We start from the raw sequence: 23,618 nt of genomic DNA, 5'->3' as shown, positions 1-23,618 counted from the left end.
GCATCACTGAAGTCGCAGGGGGGCGCTGACTCGTACCAGCCGATTCCAGTCCATGTGGGGTGCACCCGGGTTGGTGCACCAGGTACTGTCCCGACCTCGCGACCTTCTTCGCGGTGGTCTGGAGCGCGCGCCGCTCCGAGCCTGCCAGGTCGACGTAGACGGCATCTTGCAGCGGCCGGGCCCACTCAGGTAGGCCCGGGCTCTCCCGGGGCCGTCCGAGGTGGAGCACTGAAGCTGGCGCGTCGGATCGTCGATTCCCGACGCAAGCTCCACGCTCGGATTCAGGGTAGAGGGGCCGCCCTCGATGTTCTGCCCGGCCATGTGGTTCTGGTTCAAATCACGCTGTAGCTCATCGGTGGATTTCTGGTTCGCCTGCCGCGCAGGTTCCGGGTGGTTGAGCGTTGCGACCATGAAACCCTCGTGTGTGCTCAAAGAAACTGTAGCAAGTTCGCTGCCACGGCCGCCCAGCAGCACGGCAGACACGAGCGCCCGCCTCTGCGGTCGAGCGGCGCCGTGCCTGGGCGGGGAACACGGGCCCGGGTGGAGGAGCAGGAGCTTCCGACCCTCGTCGTTCTCCAGGCCGGACGACCATGTGGCGGGGCGGAAGGGGGCGTCCCCGTATGGGGCAGTTTGCGACACGCGGGGCGTCTCGCGTCATCCGCGGGGACCCGCGAGCTTCTGGCCCGGGAAATGGCGCGGACCGCTCCTGGCGGGCGCTGCCGCGAGCGGCGTCGCAAGAGCCGGCGGCCGAGGGCGGGCCTGCGCGTCGCGCCGGCAGCGCGAGCTGGCCGCTCGCCGTGCCGATCGGGATCAGGTGCGCAGGGTGGGCCGCCGTCGCTCGCGAGGACGGCGAGCACGACGGCGGAGCCGCGGTAGCGCGAGCTCCGTCTCACGCGTCCTCTGCTCGGCCCGCTTCATCGCCTCGCAACGTGCCGATGAGCTCGCTCTGTCGCCATCGCGGATGCGTGCTTTCGAGCTCGCCGTGCCGCATCGCCGGGCGCCAGGCCCCTTCGGCTGAGGAAGCGCTCGGCACCGAGAATGAGCGGCCGATGGGGCATAGCGCCTCGATGGCAGGCTGCTCCCCGAGCCGCTGCCGGAGCGCGGGGCACCCTGACGCGAAGCGCCGGGTGTCACCTGGCGCGCAAGACCGGCGCGCGGCACCCTCGGGCCGCCCGGGCGCGCCCCGGGCGACGCCTCAGCGAATATCGAAGACGTAATCCGTGTCGTAGGTGCGGACGAAGAGCTTGCCTTCCTTCTCGACGAGAACTTCAGGCCCGCTCTTCATCGGGAGCTTCGAGACGACCTTGCCGGTGGCGCGCTCGAGGACATAGAGGAAATCCGGCTCCGCGGTGAAGCCATATCCGCAGAGGAGATGATCTCCGCGCAGCACGAAGTTCTCCGCGTTGCAGACGAGCGGCGCGCTCTGCCAGAGGAGCTGCCCCGTGGCGAGATCGAGGGCCGAGAGGTAGGCGTTCTTGCCCTTCGAGGAGGCCGCGTACGTCCTGTGGCCTGACGAGACGTAGAGCACGCCGTCCTTGGCCACGGCCCAGCCGACATGGCCCCGCACGAACTCGGCCTCCTTGGGCGCGAACGCGGGCGGCGTGAGGAAGCTCTCGAAATCGAAGAAGGCGACGACCCGGTGCGCGGCGTCGAGGATCGCGACGAAGCGCGCGCCGGCGAAGCTCGGGCCGTAGAACAGCGCCAGGTGGTCTCCATGATCGATGGCCTTGACGAGCTCTTGATCTCCGTAGCGGGTGGGGACGAAGGAGGGGAGGGGGCGGGCGTTGCTCTGGGGGCCGCTCGGTACCTGCAGGACCGGCAGCGAGAGGCCGTTCCTGGCGAACCACTCCGCCTCGTCCGTGATCGTGTTCTTCTGCTCGGTGACCTTCACGAGGCGCGGCGCGGCGGAGCTTCCGGCCGGCGCGAGCCGGACGAGCGTCTGCGCGAACGGCGGCGGCGCGAGCTTCACGGGGGAGCTGCTGTCGAGCGCCGCGCTCGCCGCGCCGTCGCCTGCGGCCGCCTGTGTCGGCGGGGCGGCGCCGTCGCGGGAGGGCGGCGCGGGCTGCGGCGCCGGCGCGCCGGCGCCGGGCGCGCCGGAAGGCGCTGGCGGCCGCTGCGCGGCGTGGGCCGGCGGCGCGGGCGCCGGTTGACAGGCGCACACGGCGAGCGCCGCGGCGGCGAGCAGGAGCTTGCGGGGAGACGACTGCGCTGGAGGAGGGGTGGAGAGCACGCGCGCAGCGTAGCTCATCCGCCCCGACGAGAGGGCGCCCGGGCGCGCCGGCGCTCAGCGGGCGGGCGTGAAGGCGAGGTTGAGCGTGTAAGGCCCAGCGTCTGTCGAAAAGTACGTGTCGACGAAGATGAACAGGGGCACTCCGCCGTCGACACGAACGTCGAGCTCCTCCTCGCCGCTGTCGCCGACCTCGTCCATACACGCGACCTGGGAGCCCGAGTCCATGCAGCTCGTCCGCACGCACATCTCCAGGTCGGTCTCGGAGGAGAGCGTCAGCAACAGCGTGCCGTCGCTCGGCGGCGTGAACGTGTGGATCTTCTCCGGCCTCCGGTCGCCGAGGCAGCTGCCCTCGAACAGCGACGTGCCGGTCGTCGTGCCCCCCTCGTTGTCGTCGAGGAAGGCCACGAGCGCTTCGCTGCAGACCGCATCGAGCTCCAGGGTGCACTCGGCGGAGCAACCGTCGCCGCTGGTCGTGTTGTCGTCGTCGCACCCCTCGGGCGGGTCGATGGTCCCGTCGCCGCAGATGGTCGGAAAGAACAAGAAATCCAGCGTGCAGGGCCCTGCGTCTTCCTGCGTGTAGGCGTCGACGACGACGGGAGCCGTATGGCCCCTGCGCACGACGACCTCGATTTCCTCTTCCTCGGGCTCGCTCCCGGTGGCGGCGTCTTCATGCTGACAGTCGAGCTCGCTGACGCCGTCCGCGCACGTCGTGCGGGCGTGGAGGCCGTGATCGCTGTCCGACTGGAGCACGACGAGGAGCGTGCCCGACTGGCCGGCGGGCGGCGTGAACAGGTGGACCTGCCGTGATGCCACCGACGACGTCGCTGCACGTGTAGCAGGGATTCTCGAGACGCGAGGTGGACCCCACCCCACGACGCAGCGCTCTGCCCTCTTCAGCGCAACATCATCGTCTGCCAACCCCTCTTTCATGTCCTCCGCGCGCCCTGGCGCGCCGCGCGCGGCGGTGAGGGCCTAGCAGCGGCGCGACCACTCGTGGAGAGACGGTCCGCCGAGCGCGCGAGCACAGCCGACCGACGTGGGAACGCGTGCGTCTGGCGGCGGCCTGGCGTACGGTTCGCGCTTGATGAAGTCCGAGAAAACATTGCTCCTCTCCCAGTCCGATGTGGCCTCCCTCCTCGCCATGGACGCGGCCATCGCCGCCGTGGAGGCCGCGTTCGCGGCGCACGGCCGCGGCGAGGCCGCGATGCCGCCGAAGGTGTATCTGGGGCTTCCGGCCCACGACGGCGATCTTCGTGCGATGCCGGCCTACGTCGACGGAGCAGCTGGCGTGAAGTGGGTCAACTCGCACCCGAAGAACCCCGCGCGCTTTGGCCTGCCGTGCGTCAGGGGGCTCTACATCCTCAGCGACCCGGCCACGGCGTCGCCCCTCGCCGTGATGGACGCGACCCGCCTCACGGCCGTCCGGACAGGGGCGGCGTCGGCGATCGCGTCGAAGTACCTCGCGCGGCCGAACCCACGGACCGTCGGCTTCGTCGGCTGCGGCGTGCAGGCGCGCTTCCTGCTCGACGCCCACCGCGCCGTCTACGGCGATCAGCTGGAGGTCCTCACCGCCGACGTGTCGCGCGAGGCGAGCGAGCAGTTCGCGGCCGAGGCGAGGGGGCGCGCCGTCTCCGTGGAAGAGGCCTCGGGCTGCGACATCGTCTGCGCGTCGACGACCGCGCGCGCGCCCGTCGTGCAGCGCGCGTGGGTCCGCCCGGGGGCGCACATCAACGCGATGGGCGCCGACGCGCCCGGCAAGCAGGAACTCGAACCGCAGATCCTCCTGGACGCGCGCGTGATCATCGACGACTGGGCGCAGGCGACCGAGAGCGGCGAGGTCAACGTGCCGCTGCACGAGGGCGCCCTGCACCGCGAGCACATCCAGGGGACGCTCGGCGAGGTCGTCGCGGGCAAGCTGACCGGGCGCGGGGACGCGGCCATCACCGTGTTCGACTCGACCGGGCTCGCGATCCAGGACGTCGCGCTCGCCCGCGTCCTCTACGCCGCCGCGCGCAGCAAGGGCGCCGGTATGGCGTTCGACTTCTTCAGCTGATCCACCGCCGAGCGCTGCCTCCTAGGGCGTCCTCGCGCACCGGACGCCGAGGCTGTAGTAGGGGGCCGCGGGCGAGACGTTGACACGCTCGGACGACAGCAGGTAGCGCGGGGTGCCGAAGCTGCTCCCGCCGCGCACCGCCCGCTCGGCGGTGTCCGTCAAGTTCGCGCAATCGATGCATTCGGCCGGGTAAGCCCCGTATCCATCCAGCATCCATTCCCGCATGCTCCCGCCGAGATCCGCCTGCGTCCACCGCCCGTCGCCCTTCGGAGACCGGGACCCGACAGGCACGATGTCTCCGAAGTCGCTCTGGAACGTGCAGCCCGGGGCTGCGCTGTCCCTGCAATCGTAGGAGGCATAGCTCGCGTCGATCTCCGTCGATTCCGGCGGGTTCGACCATGGATACTGCCGCTGCTCGTCCCCTCCGGCCGCTGCGTAGTTCCACTCGGCCTCCGTCGGCAAGCGGCCCCCGTCCCACGCGCAGAACGCGAAGGCCACGTACCAGCTCACGCAGTTCAGCGGGAGGTGCTCCTGGGCGCCGGCCTCGTCGGTCCACGTCGGCATGTCCGGGTTGTCCGGCTGGCATGACACAGCGGCTCGCAGCGCCGCCGCGTCCGGAGGAAGCTCGCCGTTCCAGGCCGGGTTCCACCCGCTCCCCTGGATGCTCGGGTGCGCTCCCGCTTCCGCGGCTGGCTGGCTCCCTGGATACGCCTCCACGAACCTCCGGAACCTCCCCACGGTCACCTCGAAGCGCTCCAGCAAGAAGCCGCTCACCGTCGCGGGAAACGCTGGATCGTTGCCGCGGTTGAAGCTCCCCCCGGGCACCATCCCGGTCGCGCAGCAGCTCTCATTGCCCTCAGGCCCGCACGTGGACGGCAGTCCGTCGCAGCTCGGCGGCGTCGCGCACGCCCCGTCGCTGCACACGGGCGCATCCGCTGCGCACGGCGCCGGGGCGTCCCACTGCCCCCCGTCGTCGCACCGCCTCACCTGGTTGTCGGAGCACTGCGCGTCGCCAGGCGTGCACTGCCCGCTGCCGGTGCCGCTGCCATGGCCAGCGCTGCCGCCGCCCGAGCCCGTGTCGCCGCCGCCCGGGCCCGTGTCGCCGCCACCCGAGCCCGTGTCGCCGCCGCCCGAGCCCGCGCCGCCCAGCGGGTGATAGTCCTTGTCCAGCCCGAGGAGCGCCGTACAACCGCTGGCCATGAAGGCCAGCGCCGCCCACCACCATCCCGCGCGCCTGCTGAGCATATCCATTCCTACAGCCGCCGCTCGGTCGGTGTCCACAGCGCCGCGCGCCGGTGCTTGCGCCACGCAGGGCGAGCCGCTGCCGTCGCCGCGCGCTCCTGGGTTCGCCCGGCACGACGCGCCTGGTGCGCTCGCGGCAAAGGTGACGTCGGTGGACACCGTCTTAATTGCGCGCAAGCCATTGCGGTCATCTCTCTTTATATCAGCCCTGGAGAGCGTTTATTTACAGTGCTCCTCTGCGCGAGCGCTGGTATCCAACCGCCGTGGGCAAGCTCGACCGGTTCGCCAAGGAGACGTTTGCGGAGGAGACGTCGCGCGTCACGGGCGGCGCCGCAGCGTGGGAGGAAGCGCCCGAGGTCCGGCTCGAGCGGGTGCAGGCCGATGGCTACCTGCGCGTGCTGCGCCCCGAGGGGCTGGCTTTGCTGGCGGCGCCCTGGCCGGAGGTCCGGGCGCACGAGGAGGCGCTCGTCGAGCTGAAGCTGGCGGGCGATCACGTCGACGTGCGCGAGGTCAAGCGGGCGCTGTTGCGCCGGCAGGCGCGGGAGGTCGAGCGGGTAGAGGAGCAGGAGCCGCCCTGGATGGGGGAGGAGCCGCTCTGGTTCGTGGCGCCCCACGTGCCGTCGTGGCTGCACGGCGTGCGGGCGCTGGAGCCGGTTGCGCACGGGTGTTACCGCGTCGGGCGCTCGGCGTTTCAGTTTCTGTGGATCGCGGCCAACGAGCTGCCGTTGCGCGACGAGCTGGTGCCATTCCTGGTGGCGCGCTCGGGACGGGCGCTGGACGACTTCGCCCGGTGGGTGGCACCGCGGCGGGAAGTGGAATGGGTGCTCTCCATGGTACAGTATATGCCGATGTCAGCGTGGACGCGTGAGGACCTGAAGCGACGGTTCGGCCGCTCCGACGATCCGGAGATCGAGGCACGGCGGCAGGAGATCCTGCAAACGTTGCTCGCGGACAGCCCGGAGGTGAAGGAGCAGCTCATCGAGCAGGGGATGGAGACAAGCGAGCGTCCCCTCCCCATGTCCGGGCCCTCGCGGGGGGCCCCCTCACACCGCCAGAAACTCCCTCGCGATCGCGTCATCGAACTCCGCCACGCTCCCCCTCCGCACGATCCCCCCGTTCTCCATGATGAAGTACTCGCTCGCCGTCGAGAGCGCGAAATCCAGGAATTGCTCCACGAGCAGGATGGCCATGTCCCCCCTCTTCCCGAGCCCTTTGATCACCTCCCCGATCTCCTGCATGATCGACGGCTGGATCCCCTCCGTCGGCTCATCGAGCAAGAGGAGCTTCGGCTTCCTCAGCAGCACGCGCGCCAGGGAGAGCTGCTGCTGCTGCCCGCCGCTCAGCGTCCCCGCCGCCCGCGCCTGAAACTTCTTGAGGATGGGGAACATCTCCATCATCTCTTCCAACGCCGCCGGGCTCGGCGTCGGATCGCTCTTCGCCTCGAAGCCCATGAGCAGGTTCTCTCGCACCGTAAGGTACGGGAAGATCCCCCGCCCCTGCGGCACATAGCCGATCCCCGCGCGCGCCCTGTCGCTCGGCGACCTCGACGTGATGTCCGCCCCGTCGAGCGCCACCTTCCCGCGCCGCGGCTTCAGCACGCCCATGATCGCCTTGAGCAGCGTCGTCTTGCCGACCCCGTTGCGCCCCAGGAGGCACGAAACCCGGCCGGGCGCGACGTCCAGGCTGACCTGCGACAGGATGCAGCTCTCCTCGTAATAGACCGCGAGATCCTCGACAACCAGCATGCTCTCTACCGCTCCTCCGCCGCAGCCACGGCGCCGCCGCGCGCGCGCCCCGCGTCGTGCGACCGCCCGAGGTACACCTCGATCACCTTCGCGTTGCCCTGGACCTCCTCGACCGGCCCCTCGCACAGCCTCCTGCCGGCGTGCAGCACCGTCACGGTGCTGGCGTAGCGCCGCACGAACTCCATGTCGTGCTCCACCACCAGCACCGACCGGTGCCTCGCGATCTCCTGCACGAGCTCCCCCGTGCGGTCCCGCTCGCGCCGCGTCATCCCCGCCACCGGCTCGTCGAGCAGGAGCAGCTTCGGCTGCTGCACGAGCAGCATCCCGATCTCCAGCCACTGCCGCTCCCCGTGCGCGAGCACCGCGGCCCGCGCATCCGCGCGCCGCCGGAGCCCGATCCGGTCGAGCGTCTCCGAGATCTCCTTCTCCTGCTGCGCGGACAGCCCGCGGAGCAGCCCCGGCGCGCTCTCCCTGAACCCCATCGCCGCCTCGAGGTTCTCGAGCACCGTGAGGCTGCCGAACACCGCCGGCGTCTGGAACTTCCGCCCGACCCCGAGCCGGACCAGCGCGTGCTCCGGCAGCCGCTGCGCCTCCACGGCCTCTCGCCCGGACTCCCCACCTCCATAGAACACCACCCGTCCGCTCGACGGCCGCGTCCTACCGGTGAGGATGTCGAGCAGCGTCGTCTTCCCCGCGCCGTTCGGCCCGATCAGGAACCTGAGCTCCCCGCGCCCGATCGAGAAGTCGAGCCCGTCCAGCACCTTGAAGCCGTCGAAGCTCACCGTCACCTGCTGGACCTCGACGATGTTGCCGCGGCTCATCACGTCGCTCCTCTGCTGATTCCCTGGTTCGTGCCCGCTCATCTCCGCTCCTCCCCCGCTCAGCGCCCTGACGTCGCCGGCGCCTGCGCGCCCGCCGCGTCGACCTCGCCCGCGCGCGCCGCCCCGGCCGCCGCGGCGTCGTCCCGCGCGCCCGTTGCGCCCGCGTCGCCCCGCGCGTCCCGGCGCGCCACCTTCGCAAGGTGGCTCCGCAGGAAGCCAGCGACGCCCGTCGGGAGCAGCATGACCGACGCCGCGAAGAGCGCGCCGAAGCCGAGCTGCCACACCTCCGGATACGACTCGCTCAGGGCGCTCTTGCCGAGGCTCACCAGGATCGCCCCGACCACCGCGCCGATGAGCGTGCCGCGCCCGCCGACCGCGACCCACGTCACCATCTCGACCGACGGCATCACCCCCATCGCGGAGGGCGAGATCAGCCCGACCTGACAGACGAACAGCGCCCCCGCGATGCCGGCCATGCCCGCCGACAGCGCGAACACCAGCGTCTTCAGCGTGACCGGGTTGTAGCCGAGGAAGCGGACCCGGTTCTCGTCGTCGCGCATCGCCAGGAGCAGGCGCCCGAAGCGCGACTGCGTGAGCCGCCGGCAAAGGAGGTAGAGCGCCCCCAGGCAGAAGAGCGTCACGAAGTAGAGCACCGTCTGCGTCCCGGCCGCCCCGCGAGAGAAGCCGAAGATCGTCTTCAGGTTCGTGATCCCGTTCGTGCCGCCGGTGATCGCCTGCTGGCCGATGAAGAGGATCGACGCGATCAGCGTGAGCCCCTGGGTGATCAGCGAGAAATACACCCCCTGGACGCGGCTGCGGAACACGAGGTAGCCCACCGCGCTGGCGATCGCCATCGGCACGAGCACCACGGCGCAGAGCGCCACGGCCGGCGAGCGGAACGGCTCCCAGAAGAGCGGCAGCGCCTCGAGGCCGCTCCAGCTCATGAAGTCGGGCAAGCGCCGGCCGGACGTCTCCAGCTTGAGGTACATCGCCATCGCGTAGCCGCCGAGGCCGAAGAAGAGCCCCTGCCCGAGGCTCAGCATGCCGCCGTAGCCCCAGATGAGGTCGAGCCCGAGCGCGACGATGGCGTACGTGAGGAACTTGCCGAGCAGGTTCAGGCGAAAGTCGGAGAGCACGAGCGGCGCGGCGAGCAGCGGCAGCGCCAGGGCGAGCGGCGCTCCCCAGGTCCAGACGAAGGTGCGAAGGGCAGAGTCTCGAGGGGCCATGTCCGTGTCCTCTCTATCGAGTGCGCAGGGCGAGAAGGCCAGTCGGCCGCCACTGCAGGAAGGCGATCACCAGCGCGAAGACGAGCGCCTTGCCGAGCGACGCCGTCGTCGACAGCTCGAGCAGCGTGTTCGCCACGCCGATCACGAGCGCCGCCACCGCCGTGCCGGGCAGCCGCCCGAGGCCGCCGAGGATGACCACCATGAAAGCGTCGACGATGTAGTTCGTCCCGAGCGACGGCCCGATCGAGCCGAGCTGCGTCAGCGCGCACCCCGCGACCCCCGCGAGCCCCGCGCCGAGCGCGAACGTCGCGGCGTCGACCCGGCGCGTGCGCACGCCGAGGCACGCGGCCATCTGCCGGTTCTGCATCACGGCCCGCAGCCGCCTGCCGCTCGGGGAGCGGTGCAGGTACGTGTAGACGGCGGCGATGCACGCGACCACGAGGGCGATGAGGAAGACGCGCTTGTAGGGCAGCTGCACCCCGCCCGCGAGCGCGACGCCGCCGCTCAGCCACGAGGGGCTCGACACCTGCACGTTCGACGCGCCGAACAGGCTCCGCGCCGCCTGCTGCAGCACGAGGCCGACCCCCCACGTGGCGAGCAGCGTGTCGAGCGGCCTGCCGTAGAGGAAGCGCACGATCGAGAGCTCGAGCACGAGCCCGAGCAAGCCGGCCACGAGGAACGAGGCCGGCAGCGCGAGCAGGAACCACACCCCGGCCTCGGTCCCGCCGACGAGCGGCGCGAGGTGGTGACCGACGACGTACGTCGTGTAGGCCCCGGCCATGATGAACTCGCCGTGAGCCATGTTGATCACGTTCATCAGCCCGAACGAGAACGCGAGGCCCATCGAGATGAGCAGGAGGATCGATCCCAGGCTCAGACCGTTGAAGGCGTGGAGGAGAACTTCGTTCATCTGGTGCACCGAACAGGCTGAAACGCCGCGCAAGAGGGGTTAGGGCCGGAGAGGACAGCGCGAACCGTGACGACGACCTGTGCTCCCCGTGCCTCCGTGGTCTGGTCTCCGGGCTTCTCGAGCGGACCGTCAGGGCGAGAGGAGGAGAGGGCGATCTCCCGGCGGTGCTCCCGCCCTGACGGCCCGGCGACCGGCCTCCCTGGCCGGCGCGCCGCTACTTCGCGGCCAGCTCCTTCGCCCAGGCGTACGCCGTGAGGTACGGATCCGGCTGGATCGGCTTGCCCGAGCTCCAGACCTCGTCGATGAGGCCGTCCTTGCGGACCATGCCGATGCGCACCGTCTTCCAGGTGTGCTGGTTCTTGCCGTCGAGCCGGACCAGGCCCTCGGGCGCGGCGTACTCGATTCCCCCGGACTGGACGGCTTCCTTCACCTTCGCGACGTCCGTCGACTTCGCCTTCTCGACGGCGAGCTTCCACAGGAAGACCCCGAAATAGCCCGCTTCGATGGGGTCGTCGGTCACGCGCGCGGCGCCGTACTTCGCCTTGTAGGCGTCGACGAACTTCTTGTTCTCGGGGGTGTCGGTGGTCTGGTAGTAGTTCCACGAGACGAGGTGTCCGGCGATGTTGTCGGCGCCGATGCCGCGCACCTCCTCCTCGGCGACGCTCACCGAGAGGACCGGCACCTTGTCGGCGGTGTAGCCGGCGTCCTTGAACTGCTTGAAGAACGCGACGTTGCTGTCGCCGTTCAGCGTGTTGAAGATCGCGTCCGGCTTGGCCGCGGCGATCTTGCTGATGATCGTGCTGACCTCGGTCCCGCCGAGCGGGAGGTACTCCTCGCCGGCGAGCTCGCCGCCCTTGGCCGCGAGCTGGGCCTTGATGATCTTGTTGGCCGTGCGCGGAAAGACGTAGTCGGAGCCGAGCAGGTAGATGCGCTTCTTGCCCTTCTCGAGCAGGTAGTCGACCGCGGGGACGATCTGCTGGCTCGGCTCGGCGCCGGTGTAGAAGATGTTGGGCGACTGCTCCAGGCCCTCGTACTGGACCGGGTAGAAGAGGAGGCCGTTCAGCTCCTCGAACGAGGGCAGCATCGCCTTGCGGCTGGCGCTGGTCCAACCGCCGAACACGACCGCCACGCCGTCCTGCTGGACGAGCTTCCTGGCCTTCTCGTTGAACGTCGGCCAGTCGCTGGCGCCGTCCTCGATCACGGGCGTGAGCTGCTTGCCGAGCACGCCGCCCGCCTTGTTGATCTCCTCGATCGCGAGGAGCGTCGCGTCCTTGACCGCCACCTCGCTGATCGACATGGTGCCGCTCAGCGAGTGGAGCACGCCGACCTTGATGGTGGCGCCGTCCGCCGCTGCCGCCGCGGGCGCCCCGGGCGCCGCCCCCGGCGCCGCCGTCTCCTCGCCTTCCTTGGCGCACGCGGAGAGCAGGGCCGCGCCAGCGAGGGCCGCCGCCGCGACGCAGAGCGCCCGCCGCCCCGAGGAGACCGCCGCCGGCCGCTCCTCAACGCCCAACCGAGACGTGAACATATTCAACGCATCCTCCTTGAGTGCCGGGAGCCCGTTCAATGCCCTGCATCGACGCGGCGCGGCGGACCGACTGCACAAGAGCCGTTGGGAAGCTCGGGAGTCAGCGACTGCGCTGTGAGGCTCCCGGCTGGACACCGGAGGACCGCCCTGCGCAGCAGGGACCGGCCCTCGGAGAGGGGCCAGCGACACGACGTCGTGGTGAAATGTCTTATGCCCAGCGCCATGTTTCCTCGAGGTTTCGCCGAGATGAAATGTCGGCCGGCCGGGCAGGAGCTGCGCGCTTTCCGCAGGCCTTTGGGATTCCCGATCACAAAGCGAGCTTCTCGCTCCGGCTCCGGCTCCGGCGCCGCGCGGCGCACACGGACGGAGCCCGTCGCGGTGCGCGCCGCGCGGCTCGACAGGCTGGGCGGAGCACCGGTGTCGCTCGCCGCGACAGGGTGTGGGGAGCTCTGGCCGCCGCGCGCACGAGCGCTGAGCCGCCGAGCTGTCGTGAGCTGTCGTGAGCTGTCGTAAGCTATCGTAACGAGGGTGCGCTCTCCAGTGCGGAGAAAAAACTGTATCAAGAGCGGTAGATGCCGAGTACACTGGTGGACGCTGTCTGCGCCCTGTGCTCGGTCGACACGGAGGGCAGGCGGGGTGGAGCGTATGAGAAGCACAGAGCACTTGCCCGGTGAGGCGGATCGGCGATCTTCGGTCGGCGGCGCGGCGCCGACGAGCGCTGCGGCAGGGCCGCGCGACGAGAACTCGGTGGTGATCTCGCTGAGCGCGCTGCTCGCGGTGGAGGAGGCCGCCGCCGACAAGGCGGCCAGCGCGCGGGCCGCTCAAGGCGCGAGGAGCTCCGGGATGGTGGATATCCACGGGATGGCCGCCGACGACGAACAGCAGCGCAGCAGCTATCTGGATCTCTTCCCTTTCGGCGCGCCCGAGCTGCCGGCGTTCAGGCCTCCTGATCTCACGCCGGTGCCGTCCGAGGTCCCGATCGACCTGCGCCCGCCGCGCGCGCGGCGGGCAGCGGTCATGCGGTATGGAGTCATGGGCCTTGTCGGGGCCGCCGTCGTCGCCAGCGCGGTGTGGCTCGGCGCCCCGCGCGAGACGCTCCGCGCCGCGGCGCAGCCCGGCGTGCGGTACGCGGCGGGCGCCGCGCTGACGCGCCTGCCGAAGGTGGAGCCCAAGGCCGCGACCGCGGCGGCTCCGGTCGGGCAGGGCGACAAGCCGCGCGAGCGCGGCGCCCGCGGGGCGAAGGCGCGATCCGCCGCCACGTCAGGCGGGGACAGGGCGGCGGCGAAGCGCGCCGTCGAGAGCCGCGCCCCGGCGGCCGCCGCGCCGCCGCCGAGCCCGGGCGCGGCGCGCGCGGCGAGCGACCCCTGCAAGGGCGACCTCGACTGCGCCATGCGGCGCGCTGCCGGCGGCTCCTAGCCCCGAGGGCGAAGGCTCGCCTCGTCCGGCCGATGCTCCACGAGCGGACTCTGCCGCTCGACTCCATGGTTGACTCCGGCTGTCGATCGCGCCTGAGCTCGCCACACCCCTCCTCGCCATCTCCCCGAAGAGCAGGTTATCCGCGCGGCGGTGCTCGATCCCTCGCGTCGCCGCCGTGCTAGTGTCTGCTCCTGCTGCAAAAAGCTGTTGATGGCTGAATTTGCTCACGCGCACCCACCTCACGCACAGCTTGCGTGAACGTGCGCTCTTCGCATGTCGCGAGCGACGCGTGGGCGCCGCGGTAAGCACGCAGCAGATACCATCACGAAAATTTCTGGTGTAGGAACAGAACCCGGCGCCCACGGCGGCGCTGAAGTGCAGAGGAAGGGCTGCCGGGCGGCATCGCTCGACATCCCCTTCATCACGAGCAGCGCAAACCTTGTTGGTCGGAGGATGGAATTATGAAAGCTTTCAGTTTTGCGGCGATCCTGGTCAGCGTGTGTGCGATGGCGGCATGTAAGGTCGGCGACGGCACCGGCTCCGGGGGCGCGGGCGGTGACGGCGGCTCTGGCGGCTCGGATACCACCACGACCACCACGAGCGGTACCGGTGGCGAGGGCGGTGAGGCCGGTGGCACGGGCGAAGGCGGCGGCGGTGAGTGCGCCGAGGAGGCCGCGGAAGAGTGCGACGACTGCTGCGATATGGCGTTCCCGGATGAGTACGCAGCCCTCAACGGCCACGGGTTCTGGCAGTGCGGGTGTGTCGCGGACTCGCCGTGCGCCGACGTGTGCGATACCACCGACGCCACGACCGACGCGTGCGGTGAAGACGGCACCGTGAACCTCGAGGTGCAGAACGCCGACTGCGTGGCGTGCCTCGACGAGGTCGATCCGAGCGATGCCTGCTACGAGGCAGCCACGACCGCCTGCGACGACGATGAGGACTGCAAGCCCTACCTCGGCTGCCTGCTCTCCTGCCAGTGACAGCTCGCGATCGCTGAGCTAGCGCCGCGCGCCAGGGATCCTGGGGCGACAAGCGCCGGACGGACGGGACAGGCGACCTCCAGCAGGTCGCCTGTCCCGTTCTTTGTTGGGCTTTCCACGGCCTTGCCGGCTCGTCGGCGCGGCCCTGCCAGACACCGTCGACGCCTTACGGCGCCAGCCGGACCAGCAGGATGTCGGCGGCGGTCGACTGCGCGGCGGCGCCGTCGAGGTCCACGCTCCCCTCCACGGTGCCCGCGAGCAGGACGTGGCCGCGATCCACGAACGCCGCCACGCCGGCCGCGGACCGGCGCCCGCCGCTCTCCCCCGGGCCGGGGCCGAGCCGCTTGCTCCACACGTGGCGCCCCTCGGCGTCGAGCCGCGCCACGACGATGTCGCTGCTGGCGCCGTCGAGCGGCCCGCCGCCGAGGTCGGCCGGCTCGCTGGCGTCGCCTGCCAGGACGAGCCCGCCGTCCGCCTCGATCGCGAGGCGCGGCGGCCGCTCCGCCCGGTAAGCCCGGCTGAAGCGGTGCTCCCTGGCGACCCCGAGCTCGGCCACGAACGCCGAGACCCCGTCCGAAAACAGGGTGCTGCTCCCCAGATCGAGCAGCCCCTCGAACGTCCCGCTCAGCGCGATCTCGCCGCCCGGCCCGATCTCGATGTCGCCCCCGCGCTGCTGGCGGCCGTCGCCGAACGCCACCGACGCGATGTGATCGCCGCGCTCGTCGAGCTTGGCCAGGAACACGTCGCTCATCCCCGCCGACGAGAGCCGGGGCGCCTCCTCGCCGAACTGCACCTCGGCCTCGAAGCTCCCCGTCAAGACCACGTCCCCGCGCCCGTCCACCGCCACACCCGTCGGCTCCTGCGTCCCCTCGCCCCCGAACGCCCGGGTCCAGAGCAGCACGCCCGCCGCATTGAGCCGGGACACCGCCACGTCGCTCCCGCCGGGCTCCGCCACCGCCGACGCGACAACGACCTCGCCCGCCGCCGAGACAGCGATGTCCTGCGGCCTGCCCGGGGGGAGCAGCGTCCCCCAGCGCACCGCGCCCTCCGCGTCCAGCTTCACCACGAACCCGCGCGGCGCGGCCGCGGTGAGCCCGGCCGCGCCCATGACCCCCGCGAGCTCGCCCGTGACCGCGACCTCGCCTTCCGGGTCCACCGCGAGCGCCAGCAGCGAGCCTTGCCCCTCGTCGATGAGCCGCCGCGCCCACGCCACGGCGCCGTCCGGCTCGATCCGCGCCACGAAGATGTCCTGCTCGGCGCCGGTCGCGACCGGCCCGGCGCCGAGGTCGAGGGAGCCCTGGAACTCGCCGCCCAGGATCGCGAAGTCCCCGCCGCCGGCCGCGAGCGCCAGCGCCCGCTCCTCGCCGGCGCCGCCGAGGAGCCCGCCGGGAGGCCCGCCGGGGAGCACCGCGCCGCAGTCCCCGCCGCCGCTGCAGTCGTCGTCCGCCGGCGTCGCGCAGTCCTCGGCGCGAGGCGTGACCTCGCCGGCGCACTCGCCCCACCGGCCGCCGGCCCCGCACGTCCGCTGGCCGGCGCTGCACGCACCGACGCCCACCGTCCCCGGCGGCCCGCCGTAGGGGCACGGCTCGACCGTCCCGGGGTCGCAGGCGCAGACCTCGCCGCCGGCCGCGGGGCCCCCTCGCCCGGCTGTGATCTCGTCCAACTCGTCGACAGCGCCGTCGCAGTCGTCGTCGGCCGCGTTGCCGCAGCGCTCCGGCGCGGGCGTCACCTCGCCCTCGCAGGGGCCGTAGGCGTCGCCGGCGGCGTTGCACCGCTTGAGGCCGATCATGCAGGCGCCGACGCCGTCGGTCGCCGGCGGCCCGCTGTAGCAGGCGACTGCGGAGAGCGGCTCGCAGCGCTCCTCCACGAGGATGCCGTCCTCCAGCCCGAGCAGCGCGTTGCACCCGGCGCAGCCGAGCGCCACGAGCGAGAGCCGCGTGCCGAGCCCGATCGAGCCGCGCGCGCCCACGTCAGTAGCTCCCGCCCACGACGAGCGAAAAGGCGCCGGGGCCGGCCGCGGCCGCGGCGGTCGTCGCGGCGCGGCGCGCGGGCGTGCCGGCGGCGCTGGAGGGCGCGGTCCAGAACAGCAGGCCGGCCGCGAGCAGCGCGGCCGTGCCGGCCGAGAACGCGATCGTCGAGGCGGTGCCGGCCGCCTGCGCGTCCTCCCGCAGCGCGACCCCGGCGGCGTCGCAGCGGCTCCGCGCGTCGCAGTGGCCGCGGTTCGAGGCGTCCCGGCGGGCGAGCGCCTCCGCGCCGAACACGGCGCCGAGGCCGAGCCCCACGAGGCCAGCGCCGCCGCTCGCGAGCGCGATCACCCGCTGCGCGGGCCAGCCGCCGTCGCCGTCGCCCTGGCCGACGATCGTCAGGACCGCGGGCGCCTGCCGCCGGGGGCCTGGCGCCGCCGCGGCGCGCGCGCGGGCGGGCAGCTCTCGTGGCTCCTGCTCCAGGACGGGCACGTCGACGACGACGCGCGCGCCGTCCGGCGGCACGGCGCGCACGAGCGACCAGCGCTTCCTGCCGGGCGCCCGCGCCTCGATCGTGTGCGTCCCCGGATCGACAGGGAGCGGCTGGCCCCACTGCGCGGGCGCGACCGGCACGCCGTCGCGCCGGATCTCCAGCCCCGGCGCCGCGCCCGCCGCGGGCACCGCGATCGCCATCCGCGAGAGCCGCGGCTCGAGCGCCGCCGCGAGCGCGGCCGCGCGCGCCGCGCGGGGGTCGCCGGAGCTCTTCGCGATCGCCGCTGCCTCGCTGAAGACGTTCCAGGCGCCCGCGGTCCTGCCCGCGCGCGCGAGGCACTCGCCGAGCCGCAGGAGGAGGTTGAGCGCCGTCGGATCGAGCGTCCTGCCCTGCTCGAGCACCGCGCACGCCTCGGCGATGCGCCCGTCCGCGAGCAGCTGCCGCGCGACCTGGTAAAGCGCGAGCACCTGCTCCTTGTGTCCTGCGCCTGGCAGTCCTGCGCCTGGCAGTCCTGCGCCGGGCTGGCCCGCGCCGGGCAGTCCTGCGCCGGGCTGGCCCGCGCCTGGCCCGCTGGCGGTGCCGCTCGCCGGGGCGAGCGCCAGCGACAGCGCCGCGACGGCGCAACCGAGCCTCCGCGGGAGCGAGCTGCCGATCGTCGTTCGAGCCCCTCGGCGCATGGCGATCACCAGGGGCTCTCCGACGCGCCTGCCGACGCGGCCTCGGCGCCGCGGGCGGGCGCTTCCACGGCGGTCGGGACGCCGCCCGGCCGCAACACCGGCGCCGCGGGGGCTGCCGCGGGCCCGGCAGCCACGGGGGCGGCGGGGGCCGTCGAGGGCGCGTCCGGCGGCGCAGGCCGCTGCGGAGGCCCATGGCGCAACGCGGAGGCCGTCGAGGGCGCGTCGCTGGCGGCCGCCGCGGGCTCCGGCCGCCCGGGCCGCCCCCGCGGCTCCTGCGGCGCCGCCGGGCCCGCCGAGGTCCCGGACGCCAGCGCCGCGCGGGCCGGCGCGCGCGGTCGCCCGGAGCTCGCCCGCGCGGGCGCCGTGACCCTCGCCGGCAGCACGACGCCGGCCGCGTCGCACAGGGGCGCCTCCCTGGGATCCGCCGGGGACGCGCCGCCCGCGCTGCCGACGCCGTGCAGCGCGCCGTGCAGCGCGCCGTCGGCCGGGTCGCCGGGCGCCTGCGGCCCGGAGGCCATGGCGGTCGCCTGCGGCTCCTCGGCGAGCCCCTGCGGCACCCCCGCGAGGCGCTGCGCCACGGCGCCGTCGGCCCAGGTGGACCCCGCCGCGCGCGGCCACCCGGACGGCAGGACCGCCGCGGCCAGCGCGGCGCTCGCGGAGAAGGCGCCGGCCGCGGCCGCGAGCCACGCCCGCCTCGGGCGGCGGACCTCGGGCCTCTGCGTCTCGGGCGGCCGGACGGCGGTCGTTGGCGGGCTCTCGTCCAGCCACGTGAACGTCGGCTGGCTCCGGTGGACCGCCGTGGGCAGCGTCGCGTCGGGCGGCCCGCTCAGCGCGAAAGGCGCGAGCGCGGCGGCGAGCTCGCGGGCCGAGCCCGGACGGCGGGCCCGGTTCTTCTCGAGGCAGCGCATCACGATCTCCTCGAACCCCTCGGGCAGATCGGCGCGCGCGCTCCGGAGCGGCCGGGGCGCCTGCTCCGACACGACCAGCACGAGCTGCTCCAGCGTCTCCGCGCCGAACGGCAGCGCGCCGCTCACGAGCTGGTAGAGCACGACCCCGAGCGCCCACAGGTCCGCGCGCAGATCGACGTCCTTGGGCGTGAGCATCTGCTCGGGCGCCATGTAGCGGCGCGAGCCCATGACCGACCGCGCCGTCGTCATCTCGAGCCCGTCGTCCTCGGGCTTCGCGCACGTGAACTTCGCGACGCCGAAGTCGAGCACCTTGACGAGCGGCGTGCCGTCGGTCCGGTACGTCAGGAACAGGTTCGCGGGCTTGAGGTCCCGGTGCACCATCCCGAGCGCGTGCGCCTCGATCAGGGCGACGCAGGCCTGACGGACGTACTCGGCCGCCTCGTCGATCGGGAGCCGCCCGCGGCGCTCCACGATCGAGCGGAGGTCGTTGCCCGAGAGGTGCTCCATCACGATGAACGGCACGGGCAGCCCGCCCCCCGGCCGCGGCGCGAGCGTGCCCAGGTCGTAGACCCGCGGCACGTGCTCGGTCTTCAGCCGGAACATCCCGCGCGCCTCGCGCTGGAACCGCCTCAGGAGCGCCGCGTTGCCGCAGTACTCCGCCCGCATGAACTTGATGGCCACGAGCTCGCCCAGCGCCAGGTGCCGCGCCGCGACGACAGCCCCCATCCCGCCGATCCCGAGCAGCCGCTCGACCCGGTAGCGGTCCGCGATGACCTCGCCGCAGTGCACCGGCACCACTCCCTCTTCATCGCTCACCACGCGCCCCCCAACTCCGTCGCTCTGAGCTTGCAGAACGGCCAGCCACGATCTCGGACCGGGTTCCTTGCAGGGCCACGCTCGACGCGCTTGCCGCAGGTGTCTGGCGAGATTCGATTCTCCTGGGAGGCAAGGCGTCGCGTCGCCTGTCGAATTTTCCGGCGCGCCTGTGGGCGCGTGGAGGTGCGCTCCGTTCGTCGCGGGCGCCAGCGGCGCGCCGCGATCGAGGGGCGCGGTTCCTTTTCGGCGTGCATTGCGTTAGAGGCGTGCCGTGTCCGCCTCTCCCGCCCTGGTCTGCCGCGGCCTGGTCAAGCGCTACGGCGACGTCGTGGCCGTGAACGGGCTCGATCTCGAGGTGCGGCGCGGCGAGTGCTTCGGCCTGCTCGGACCGAACGGCGCGGGCAAGACGACCACGGTGGAGATCCTCGAGGGGCTGACCCGCCCCGACGCCGGCGAGGTCGAGGTGCTGGGCGAGCGCTGGATCGGGGACGGGATCGCGCTGCGCGCGCGGCTCGGCATCCAGCTCCAGGAGACGCGCTTCCCGGACAAGCTCCGGGTCGGCGAGGTGATCGCGCTCTTCCGCAGCTTCTACCCGCGCGGGCTCGACCCGGCGGAGGCGCTGCGCCGCGTGTCCTTGCAGGAGAAGGCGGGCGCGTTCGTGCGCGGGCTCTCGGGCGGGCAGAAGCAGCGGCTGTCGCTCGCCTGCGCGCTCGTGGGCGACCCGGAGGTGCTCTTCCTCGACGAGCCGAGCACCGGCCTCGACCCGGCGTCGCGCCGCGAGATCTGGGGCGTCGTCGAGGACCTGAAGGCGCGCGGCCGCACCATCCTCCTGACCACGCACTACATGGAAGAGGCCGCGCGCCTCTGCGACCGCGTGGCGATCGTCGACCGCGGGCGGGTGCTCTCGCTCGGCACGCCGGCGGCGCTCGTCGCCTCGCTGGGCGCCGAGCACGTCGTCGAGATCGACGTGAGCAAGGACATCGCCGAGGAGGAGCTCCAGGCGCTGCCCGAGGTGGAGGCCGTGCGCGTCGGGCAGGGGACGCTCCGGCTGACGGTGCGCGACGTGGCGCGCGCGCTGCCGCCGCTGCTCGCGCTCTGCGCGGCGCGCGGGGTCGAGGTGCGGCGGCTCACGACGCACGACGCGAGCCTGGAGGACGTGTTCATGGCGCTCGCCGGGCGGAAGCTCGCGGTCGAGGAGGCGGCGTGATGGCGCGGTGGCTCCGCTCCCTTCGCGCGGCGCCGCTCGCGCTCCTCATCCGGGCGCGGGTGGTGGAGTTCCTGCGCGAGCCCGAGGCGCTCTTCTGGATGTTCGTGTTCCCGATCCTGCTCTCGTCGGCGCTGGCGGTCGCGTTCAGGAACCAGCCCGCCGAGCCGGTGCTGGTGAGCGTCGAGGAGGGCGCCGGGGCCGAGCTGCGGCGGTCGGCGCTCGATGCGTCGGGGCAGGTCACCCCCAGGGTGGTCCCGCGGGAGCAGGCGCGGCAGGAGCTCCGGGCCGGCAAGGTCGCGCTCGTCGTGCTCGCCACCGATCCGCCGACGTACTGGTTCGATCCGACGCGGCCGGAGAGCCGCATCGCCCGGCTCGAGGTGGACGAGGCGCTCCAGCGCGCGGCGGGGCGCGCCGACGCCTTCCGCCCGGCCGCGCTGGAGATGACCGAGAAGGGCTCGCGCTACATCGACTTCCTCGTGCCCGGGCTGCTCGGCATGAACGTGATGGCGACCGGGATCTGGGCGATCGGCTTCTCGATCGTGCAGCAGCGCATCGGCAAGCTCCTGAAGCTGTTCGTCGCGGCGCCGATGCGGCGCTGGCACCTCCTCGCGGCGCACCTCGGGGCGCGGCTCGTGTTCCTGGCGCTCGAGGTCGTGGCCCTGCTCCTCTTCGCGGTCCTCGCGCTCGGCGTGCCGATCGCCGGCTCGCTCGCCGCGCTGGCGCTGGTCGTCATGATCGGCGCGCTGTCGTTCGTCGGCATCGGCCTGCTGATCGCGGCGCGGCCGCGGACCCTCGAGGGCGTCTCGGGCCTGACCAACCTGGCGACGTTCCCGATGTGGATCTTCTCCGGCGTCTTCTTCTCGACCGAGCGCTTCCCCGGCGCGCTCCAGCCGTTCGTCCAGGCCCTGCCCCTCACCGCGCTGAACGACGCGCTCCGCGGCGTGATGCTCGAGGGCACGCCGCTCGTCGCGCTCGCGCCCGAGCTCGCGCTTCTGGCCGGCTGGGGCGTTGTCTCCTTCGCCCTCGCCCTGAAGCTCTTCCGCTGGGAGTAGCCCGGGCCGGTGGCGGGCCGGCTCGCGGCGGGTGTTTCCCTGCGAGCAGCGCTTCCGCAACGCCGGCCCGTCCGCTGCTGCCCTCGCAGCACGCCGCCGCGGGGGAGGGGACGTGCTTTGCCCTCTGCCGCCGCGCCCGTGGCTCCGCCTCCGGGCACGGCGCTTGCGGTGCGCGCGGCGGCGAGCGGCAGCACGCCCGCGCGTCCGCGCGCGAACGCGAGGAACGAGACCGAGGACACCCATGAGCGACAATCAGCGGAAGATCCGTCTGGGCGCCTTTCTGCCTGGCGCCGGGCACCACGTGGCGGCCTGGCGGCACCCGGACGCGCAGGCGGACGGCGGCATCAGCCTGGAACATTACAAGCGCATCACCCAGACGGCGGAGCGGGCGAAGTTCGACGCCGTGTTCCTCGCGGACGGGCTCGCGTTGCAGAACCGGCCGGGGGCGAAGGGCCGCACCGCTTACGGCGCGAGCTTCGAGCCGGTCACGCTCTTCTCGGCGCTCGCGGCCGTCACCGAGCGCATCGGCTTCATCGCCACGGCGTCCACCACGTACGAGGAGCCGTACCTGCTGGCCCGCAAGTTCGCCTCGCTGGACCACATCAGCCAGGGGCGGGCAGGGTGGAACGTGGTCACCACCGGCGGGGGCGAGGCCGCGGGGAACTTCGGGCTCGAGGCGCACCCCGACCATGCGCAGCGCTACGCGCGGGCGCGCGAGTTCGTCGATGTCGTCACCGGCCTCTGGGACAGCTGGGAAGACGACGCCTTCCTCCGCGACAAGGCGTCGGGCGCCTACTACGACCCGGACAAGCTGCACACGCTCGATCACAAGGGGAAGTTCTTCTCCGTCCGCGGGCCGCTCAACATCCCGCGTCCGCCCCAGGGGCACCCGGTGATCGTGCAGGCGGGGTCGTCGGAAGCGGGCAGGGAGCTCGCGGCGGAGACCGCGGAGGTGATCTTCACGGCGCAGCAGACCCTCGAGGACGCGCAGGCCTTCTACGCCGACGTCAAGGGCCGGATGGCCAAGTACGGGCGCCACCCGGACCAGCTGAAGATCATGCCGGGGGTGTTCCCCGTTGTCGCCAGGACGGAGTCGGAGGCGAGGGCGAAGTACCAGCAGCTGCAGGACCTCATCCTGCCGGAGGTCGGGCTGTCGCTGCTCTCGGGGCTCTCGGGCGGGGTCGACCTGTCGGCGTATCCGGTGGACGGGCCGCTGCCGGATCTGCCGGAGACGAACAACAACAAGAGCCGGCAGGCGCTGATGTTCGACATCGCCCGCAAGCGCAACCTCACGATCCGGGAGCTTTACCTCTGGGTGGCGGGGGCGCGCGGGCACTGGACGATCGTGGGCTCGGTGGAGCAGATCGCGGACCAGCTGGAGGCCTGGTTCACGCAGGGCGGCGCCGACGGGTTCAACGTGATGCCGCCGTGGCTCCCGGGCGGGCTGGACGACTTCGTGGAGCTGGTGATCCCGGAGCTGCGGCGACGGGGCCTGTTCCGGACCGAGTACGAGGGCCGCACGCTCCGGGAGAACCTCGGGCTGGCCCGGCCGGCGAACCGCCACGCGGACAAGACGAAGTCGCGGGCGTCGGCGGCCTGACGCCGCGCGCTCTGCGGAGGACGCGCCGCCGCGGCGCACGGCAGACCTGGACCTCTGGACGATCCGAACACGAACTGCGGAGCCGTGACGGACGGCAGCTACAACGGCGGCGGCCACATCGCCTGGACCGCCTGCCACGGCACCGGACTCTGCCCTTGAGGTCGCCACGGTCGGCCACGGCGCAGACGCCCTCGGGTCGACGGCGCGGCGGCGACCCGCGGCTCGCCCGGATGCGAGGGCGTACCGAGCGCCGGAGGATCGTACTTCCCCACGTGCAAGAAGCTGAGCACCGTCCCGTGAGCACGATCGCGGCCGGAATCGATGGCCATTCCCCGCGCCGGTCGAGGTGCGCCGCAGGCCGCCCGGCCCGCGGCGCCTCAGCCGCCGTCGATGATCTCGAGGCGATTCCCGAACGGATCGTCCGTGTGAAACCGCCTCACCTCGGGCAGCTCGTCGCTCCAGCGCACGTCGTGGCCCGCGGCCCTGAGCGCGGCCGCGATGTCGTCGATGCCCTTCACCACGAGGCCAGGGTGGGCCTTGCGCGCCGGCTGGAAGTCGTGCTCCACGCCGAGGTGCACCGCCACGGCGCCCGCGCGGAACCACGCGCCGCCGCGCGACGCGAGCGGCTCGGGCTTGGGGAGGTGCTCCATCCCGAGCACGTCCCGGTAGAACGCCACCGCGCGCGGCTCCTGCCCGGGAGGCATCGCGAGCTGCACGTGGTCGATGCAGACGAACGTGAACGGCATCGCG

Annotated in this window: 18 protein-coding genes; 6 read left to right on the top strand and 12 right to left on the bottom strand. The window is 72.7% G+C overall.

Translation table 11 applies throughout. The features are described 5' to 3' along the window. Nucleotides 1-1,195: 1,195 nt before the first annotated feature. Together WME89_RS35955 and WME89_RS35950 are read right to left on the bottom strand one after the other, a co-directional pair. Nucleotides 1,196-2,248, bottom strand: a complete 1,053-nt coding sequence (locus tag WME89_RS35955) for a hypothetical protein (protein WP_438004158.1) — start codon at nucleotides 2,246-2,248, stop codon at nucleotides 1,196-1,198. Between the two features lie 36 nt (nucleotides 2,249-2,284). After that, nucleotides 2,285-3,043: a DUF4215 domain-containing protein gene (locus tag WME89_RS35950; RefSeq protein ID WP_438004157.1), complete on the bottom strand. Its 759-nt coding sequence runs from the start codon at nucleotides 3,041-3,043 to the stop codon at nucleotides 2,285-2,287. 271 nt (nucleotides 3,044-3,314) lie between these two features. Here WME89_RS35950 and WME89_RS35945 point away from each other — a divergent pair, with 271 nt between their 5' ends. Beyond that, entirely contained in the window at nucleotides 3,315-4,283 is a 969-nt protein-coding gene (locus WME89_RS35945; RefSeq protein ID WP_438004156.1) for an ornithine cyclodeaminase family protein, read from the top strand. Between the two features lie 21 nt (nucleotides 4,284-4,304). On the opposite strand, the gene WME89_RS35940 is transcribed toward WME89_RS35945, so the two are convergent. From WME89_RS35940 to urtA, 6 genes are all read right to left on the bottom strand, one after another. Next, nucleotides 4,305-5,528 (bottom strand): formylglycine-generating enzyme family protein, encoded by a 1,224-nt coding sequence (locus tag WME89_RS35940; RefSeq protein ID WP_438004155.1) that lies wholly within the window; start codon nucleotides 5,526-5,528, stop codon nucleotides 4,305-4,307. A gap of 1,040 nt (nucleotides 5,529-6,568) precedes the next feature. Then, the gene (gene urtE, locus WME89_RS35935) at nucleotides 6,569-7,270 is read right to left on the bottom strand and encodes an urea ABC transporter ATP-binding subunit UrtE (protein WP_438004154.1); all 702 of its coding nucleotides are present in this window, start codon (nucleotides 7,268-7,270) and stop codon (nucleotides 6,569-6,571) included. Nucleotides 7,271-7,275: 5 nt separating this feature from the next. After that, nucleotides 7,276-8,133, bottom strand: coding sequence for an urea ABC transporter ATP-binding protein UrtD (gene urtD, locus WME89_RS35930; protein WP_438004153.1), 858 nt, complete (start codon nucleotides 8,131-8,133; stop codon nucleotides 7,276-7,278). A 17-nt stretch (nucleotides 8,134-8,150) separates the two neighbouring features. Further along, nucleotides 8,151-9,317: an urea ABC transporter permease subunit UrtC gene (urtC, locus tag WME89_RS35925; protein ID WP_438004152.1), complete on the bottom strand. Its 1,167-nt coding sequence runs from the start codon at nucleotides 9,315-9,317 to the stop codon at nucleotides 8,151-8,153. Between the two features lie 13 nt (nucleotides 9,318-9,330). Then, entirely contained in the window at nucleotides 9,331-10,227 is an 897-nt protein-coding gene (urtB, locus tag WME89_RS35920) for an urea ABC transporter permease subunit UrtB (RefSeq protein ID WP_438004151.1), read from the bottom strand. Between the two features lie 214 nt (nucleotides 10,228-10,441). Then, entirely contained in the window at nucleotides 10,442-11,752 is a 1,311-nt protein-coding gene (gene urtA, locus WME89_RS35915) for an urea ABC transporter substrate-binding protein (protein ID WP_438004150.1), read from the bottom strand. Between the two features lie 645 nt (nucleotides 11,753-12,397). Between urtA and WME89_RS35910 the strand changes: the two genes are divergently transcribed. Continuing rightward, the gene (locus WME89_RS35910) at nucleotides 12,398-13,168 is read left to right on the top strand and encodes a hypothetical protein (protein ID WP_438004149.1); all 771 of its coding nucleotides are present in this window, start codon (nucleotides 12,398-12,400) and stop codon (nucleotides 13,166-13,168) included. Between the two features lie 461 nt (nucleotides 13,169-13,629). After that, nucleotides 13,630-14,151, top strand: a complete 522-nt coding sequence (locus WME89_RS35905; RefSeq protein ID WP_438004148.1) for a hypothetical protein — start codon at nucleotides 13,630-13,632, stop codon at nucleotides 14,149-14,151. A 166-nt stretch (nucleotides 14,152-14,317) separates the two neighbouring features. On the opposite strand, the gene WME89_RS35900 is transcribed toward WME89_RS35905, so the two are convergent. The 3 genes from WME89_RS35900 to WME89_RS35890 are packed head-to-tail and all read right to left on the bottom strand — an operon-like array spanning nucleotide 14,318 to nucleotide 19,009. Then, nucleotides 14,318-16,120 carry a hypothetical protein gene (locus tag WME89_RS35900; RefSeq protein ID WP_438004147.1) on the bottom strand — a complete coding sequence of 601 codons (1,803 nt, stop codon included), beginning with the start codon at nucleotides 16,118-16,120 and terminating at the stop codon, nucleotides 14,318-14,320. A gap of 1 nt (nucleotide 16,121) precedes the next feature. Beyond that, nucleotides 16,122-17,285, bottom strand: coding sequence for a tetratricopeptide repeat protein (locus WME89_RS35895; RefSeq protein ID WP_438004146.1), 1,164 nt, complete (start codon nucleotides 17,283-17,285; stop codon nucleotides 16,122-16,124). A gap of 5 nt (nucleotides 17,286-17,290) precedes the next feature. Next, nucleotides 17,291-19,009: a protein kinase domain-containing protein gene (locus WME89_RS35890; RefSeq protein WP_438004145.1), complete on the bottom strand. Its 1,719-nt coding sequence runs from the start codon at nucleotides 19,007-19,009 to the stop codon at nucleotides 17,291-17,293. Between the two features lie 271 nt (nucleotides 19,010-19,280). Here WME89_RS35890 and WME89_RS35885 point away from each other — a divergent pair, with 271 nt between their 5' ends. From WME89_RS35885 to WME89_RS35875, 3 genes are all read left to right on the top strand, one after another. Further along, the gene (locus tag WME89_RS35885; protein ID WP_438004144.1) at nucleotides 19,281-20,216 is read left to right on the top strand and encodes an ATP-binding cassette domain-containing protein; all 936 of its coding nucleotides are present in this window, start codon (nucleotides 19,281-19,283) and stop codon (nucleotides 20,214-20,216) included. Next, nucleotides 20,216-21,268, top strand: coding sequence for an ABC transporter permease (locus WME89_RS35880; protein ID WP_438004143.1), 1,053 nt, complete (start codon nucleotides 20,216-20,218; stop codon nucleotides 21,266-21,268). Before WME89_RS35885 ends, WME89_RS35880 begins: the two co-directional genes overlap by 1 nt. 241 nt (nucleotides 21,269-21,509) lie before the next feature. Beyond that, nucleotides 21,510-22,868: an LLM class flavin-dependent oxidoreductase gene (locus WME89_RS35875; protein ID WP_438004142.1), complete on the top strand. Its 1,359-nt coding sequence runs from the start codon at nucleotides 21,510-21,512 to the stop codon at nucleotides 22,866-22,868. A 377-nt stretch (nucleotides 22,869-23,245) separates the two neighbouring features. Here WME89_RS35875 and WME89_RS35870 read toward each other — a convergent pair whose 3' ends face one another. Beyond that, a complete protein-coding gene (locus WME89_RS35870; RefSeq protein WP_438004141.1) occupies nucleotides 23,246-23,614 on the bottom strand; it encodes a VOC family protein in 369 nt (122 codons plus the stop codon). Between the last annotated feature and the right edge of the window lie 4 nt (nucleotides 23,615-23,618).

The organism is Sorangium sp. So ce321 (assembly GCF_051530195.1).
Lineage (GTDB): Bacteria > Myxococcota_A > Polyangia > Polyangiales > Polyangiaceae > Sorangium.
The sequence above is the reverse complement of the archived record's forward strand: the minus strand, read 5'-3'. Positions and strand labels throughout refer to the sequence as shown.

Bases quoted from the DNA above. Each gene is read 5' to 3' on its own strand.
- WME89_RS35955 (WP_438004158.1), bottom strand. From the start codon at position 2,248: ATGAGCTACGCTGCGCGCGTGCTCTCCACCCCTCCTCCAGCGCAGTCG.
- WME89_RS35945 (WP_438004156.1), top strand. From the start codon at position 3,315: ATGAAGTCCGAGAAAACATTGCTCCTCTCCCAGTCCGATGTGGCCTCC.
- WME89_RS35940 (WP_438004155.1), bottom strand. From the start codon at position 5,528: ATGCTCAGCAGGCGCGCGGGATGGTGGTGGGCGGCGCTGGCCTTCATG.
- urtE (WP_438004154.1), bottom strand. From the start codon at position 7,270: ATGCTGGTTGTCGAGGATCTCGCGGTCTATTACGAGGAGAGCTGCATC.
- urtD (WP_438004153.1), bottom strand. From the start codon at position 8,133: ATGAGCGGGCACGAACCAGGGAATCAGCAGAGGAGCGACGTGATGAGC.
- urtC (WP_438004152.1), bottom strand. From the start codon at position 9,317: ATGGCCCCTCGAGACTCTGCCCTTCGCACCTTCGTCTGGACCTGGGGA.
- urtB (WP_438004151.1), bottom strand. From the start codon at position 10,227: ATGAACGAAGTTCTCCTCCACGCCTTCAACGGTCTGAGCCTGGGATCG.
- urtA (WP_438004150.1), bottom strand. From the start codon at position 11,752: ATGTTCACGTCTCGGTTGGGCGTTGAGGAGCGGCCGGCGGCGGTCTCC.
- WME89_RS35910 (WP_438004149.1), top strand. From the start codon at position 12,398: ATGAGAAGCACAGAGCACTTGCCCGGTGAGGCGGATCGGCGATCTTCG.
- WME89_RS35905 (WP_438004148.1), top strand. From the start codon at position 13,630: ATGAAAGCTTTCAGTTTTGCGGCGATCCTGGTCAGCGTGTGTGCGATG.
- WME89_RS35895 (WP_438004146.1), bottom strand. From the start codon at position 17,285: ATGCGCCGAGGGGCTCGAACGACGATCGGCAGCTCGCTCCCGCGGAGG.
- WME89_RS35880 (WP_438004143.1), top strand. From the start codon at position 20,216: ATGGCGCGGTGGCTCCGCTCCCTTCGCGCGGCGCCGCTCGCGCTCCTC.
- WME89_RS35875 (WP_438004142.1), top strand. From the start codon at position 21,510: ATGAGCGACAATCAGCGGAAGATCCGTCTGGGCGCCTTTCTGCCTGGC.
- WME89_RS35870 (WP_438004141.1), bottom strand. From the start codon at position 23,614: ATGCCGTTCACGTTCGTCTGCATCGACCACGTGCAGCTCGCGATGCCT.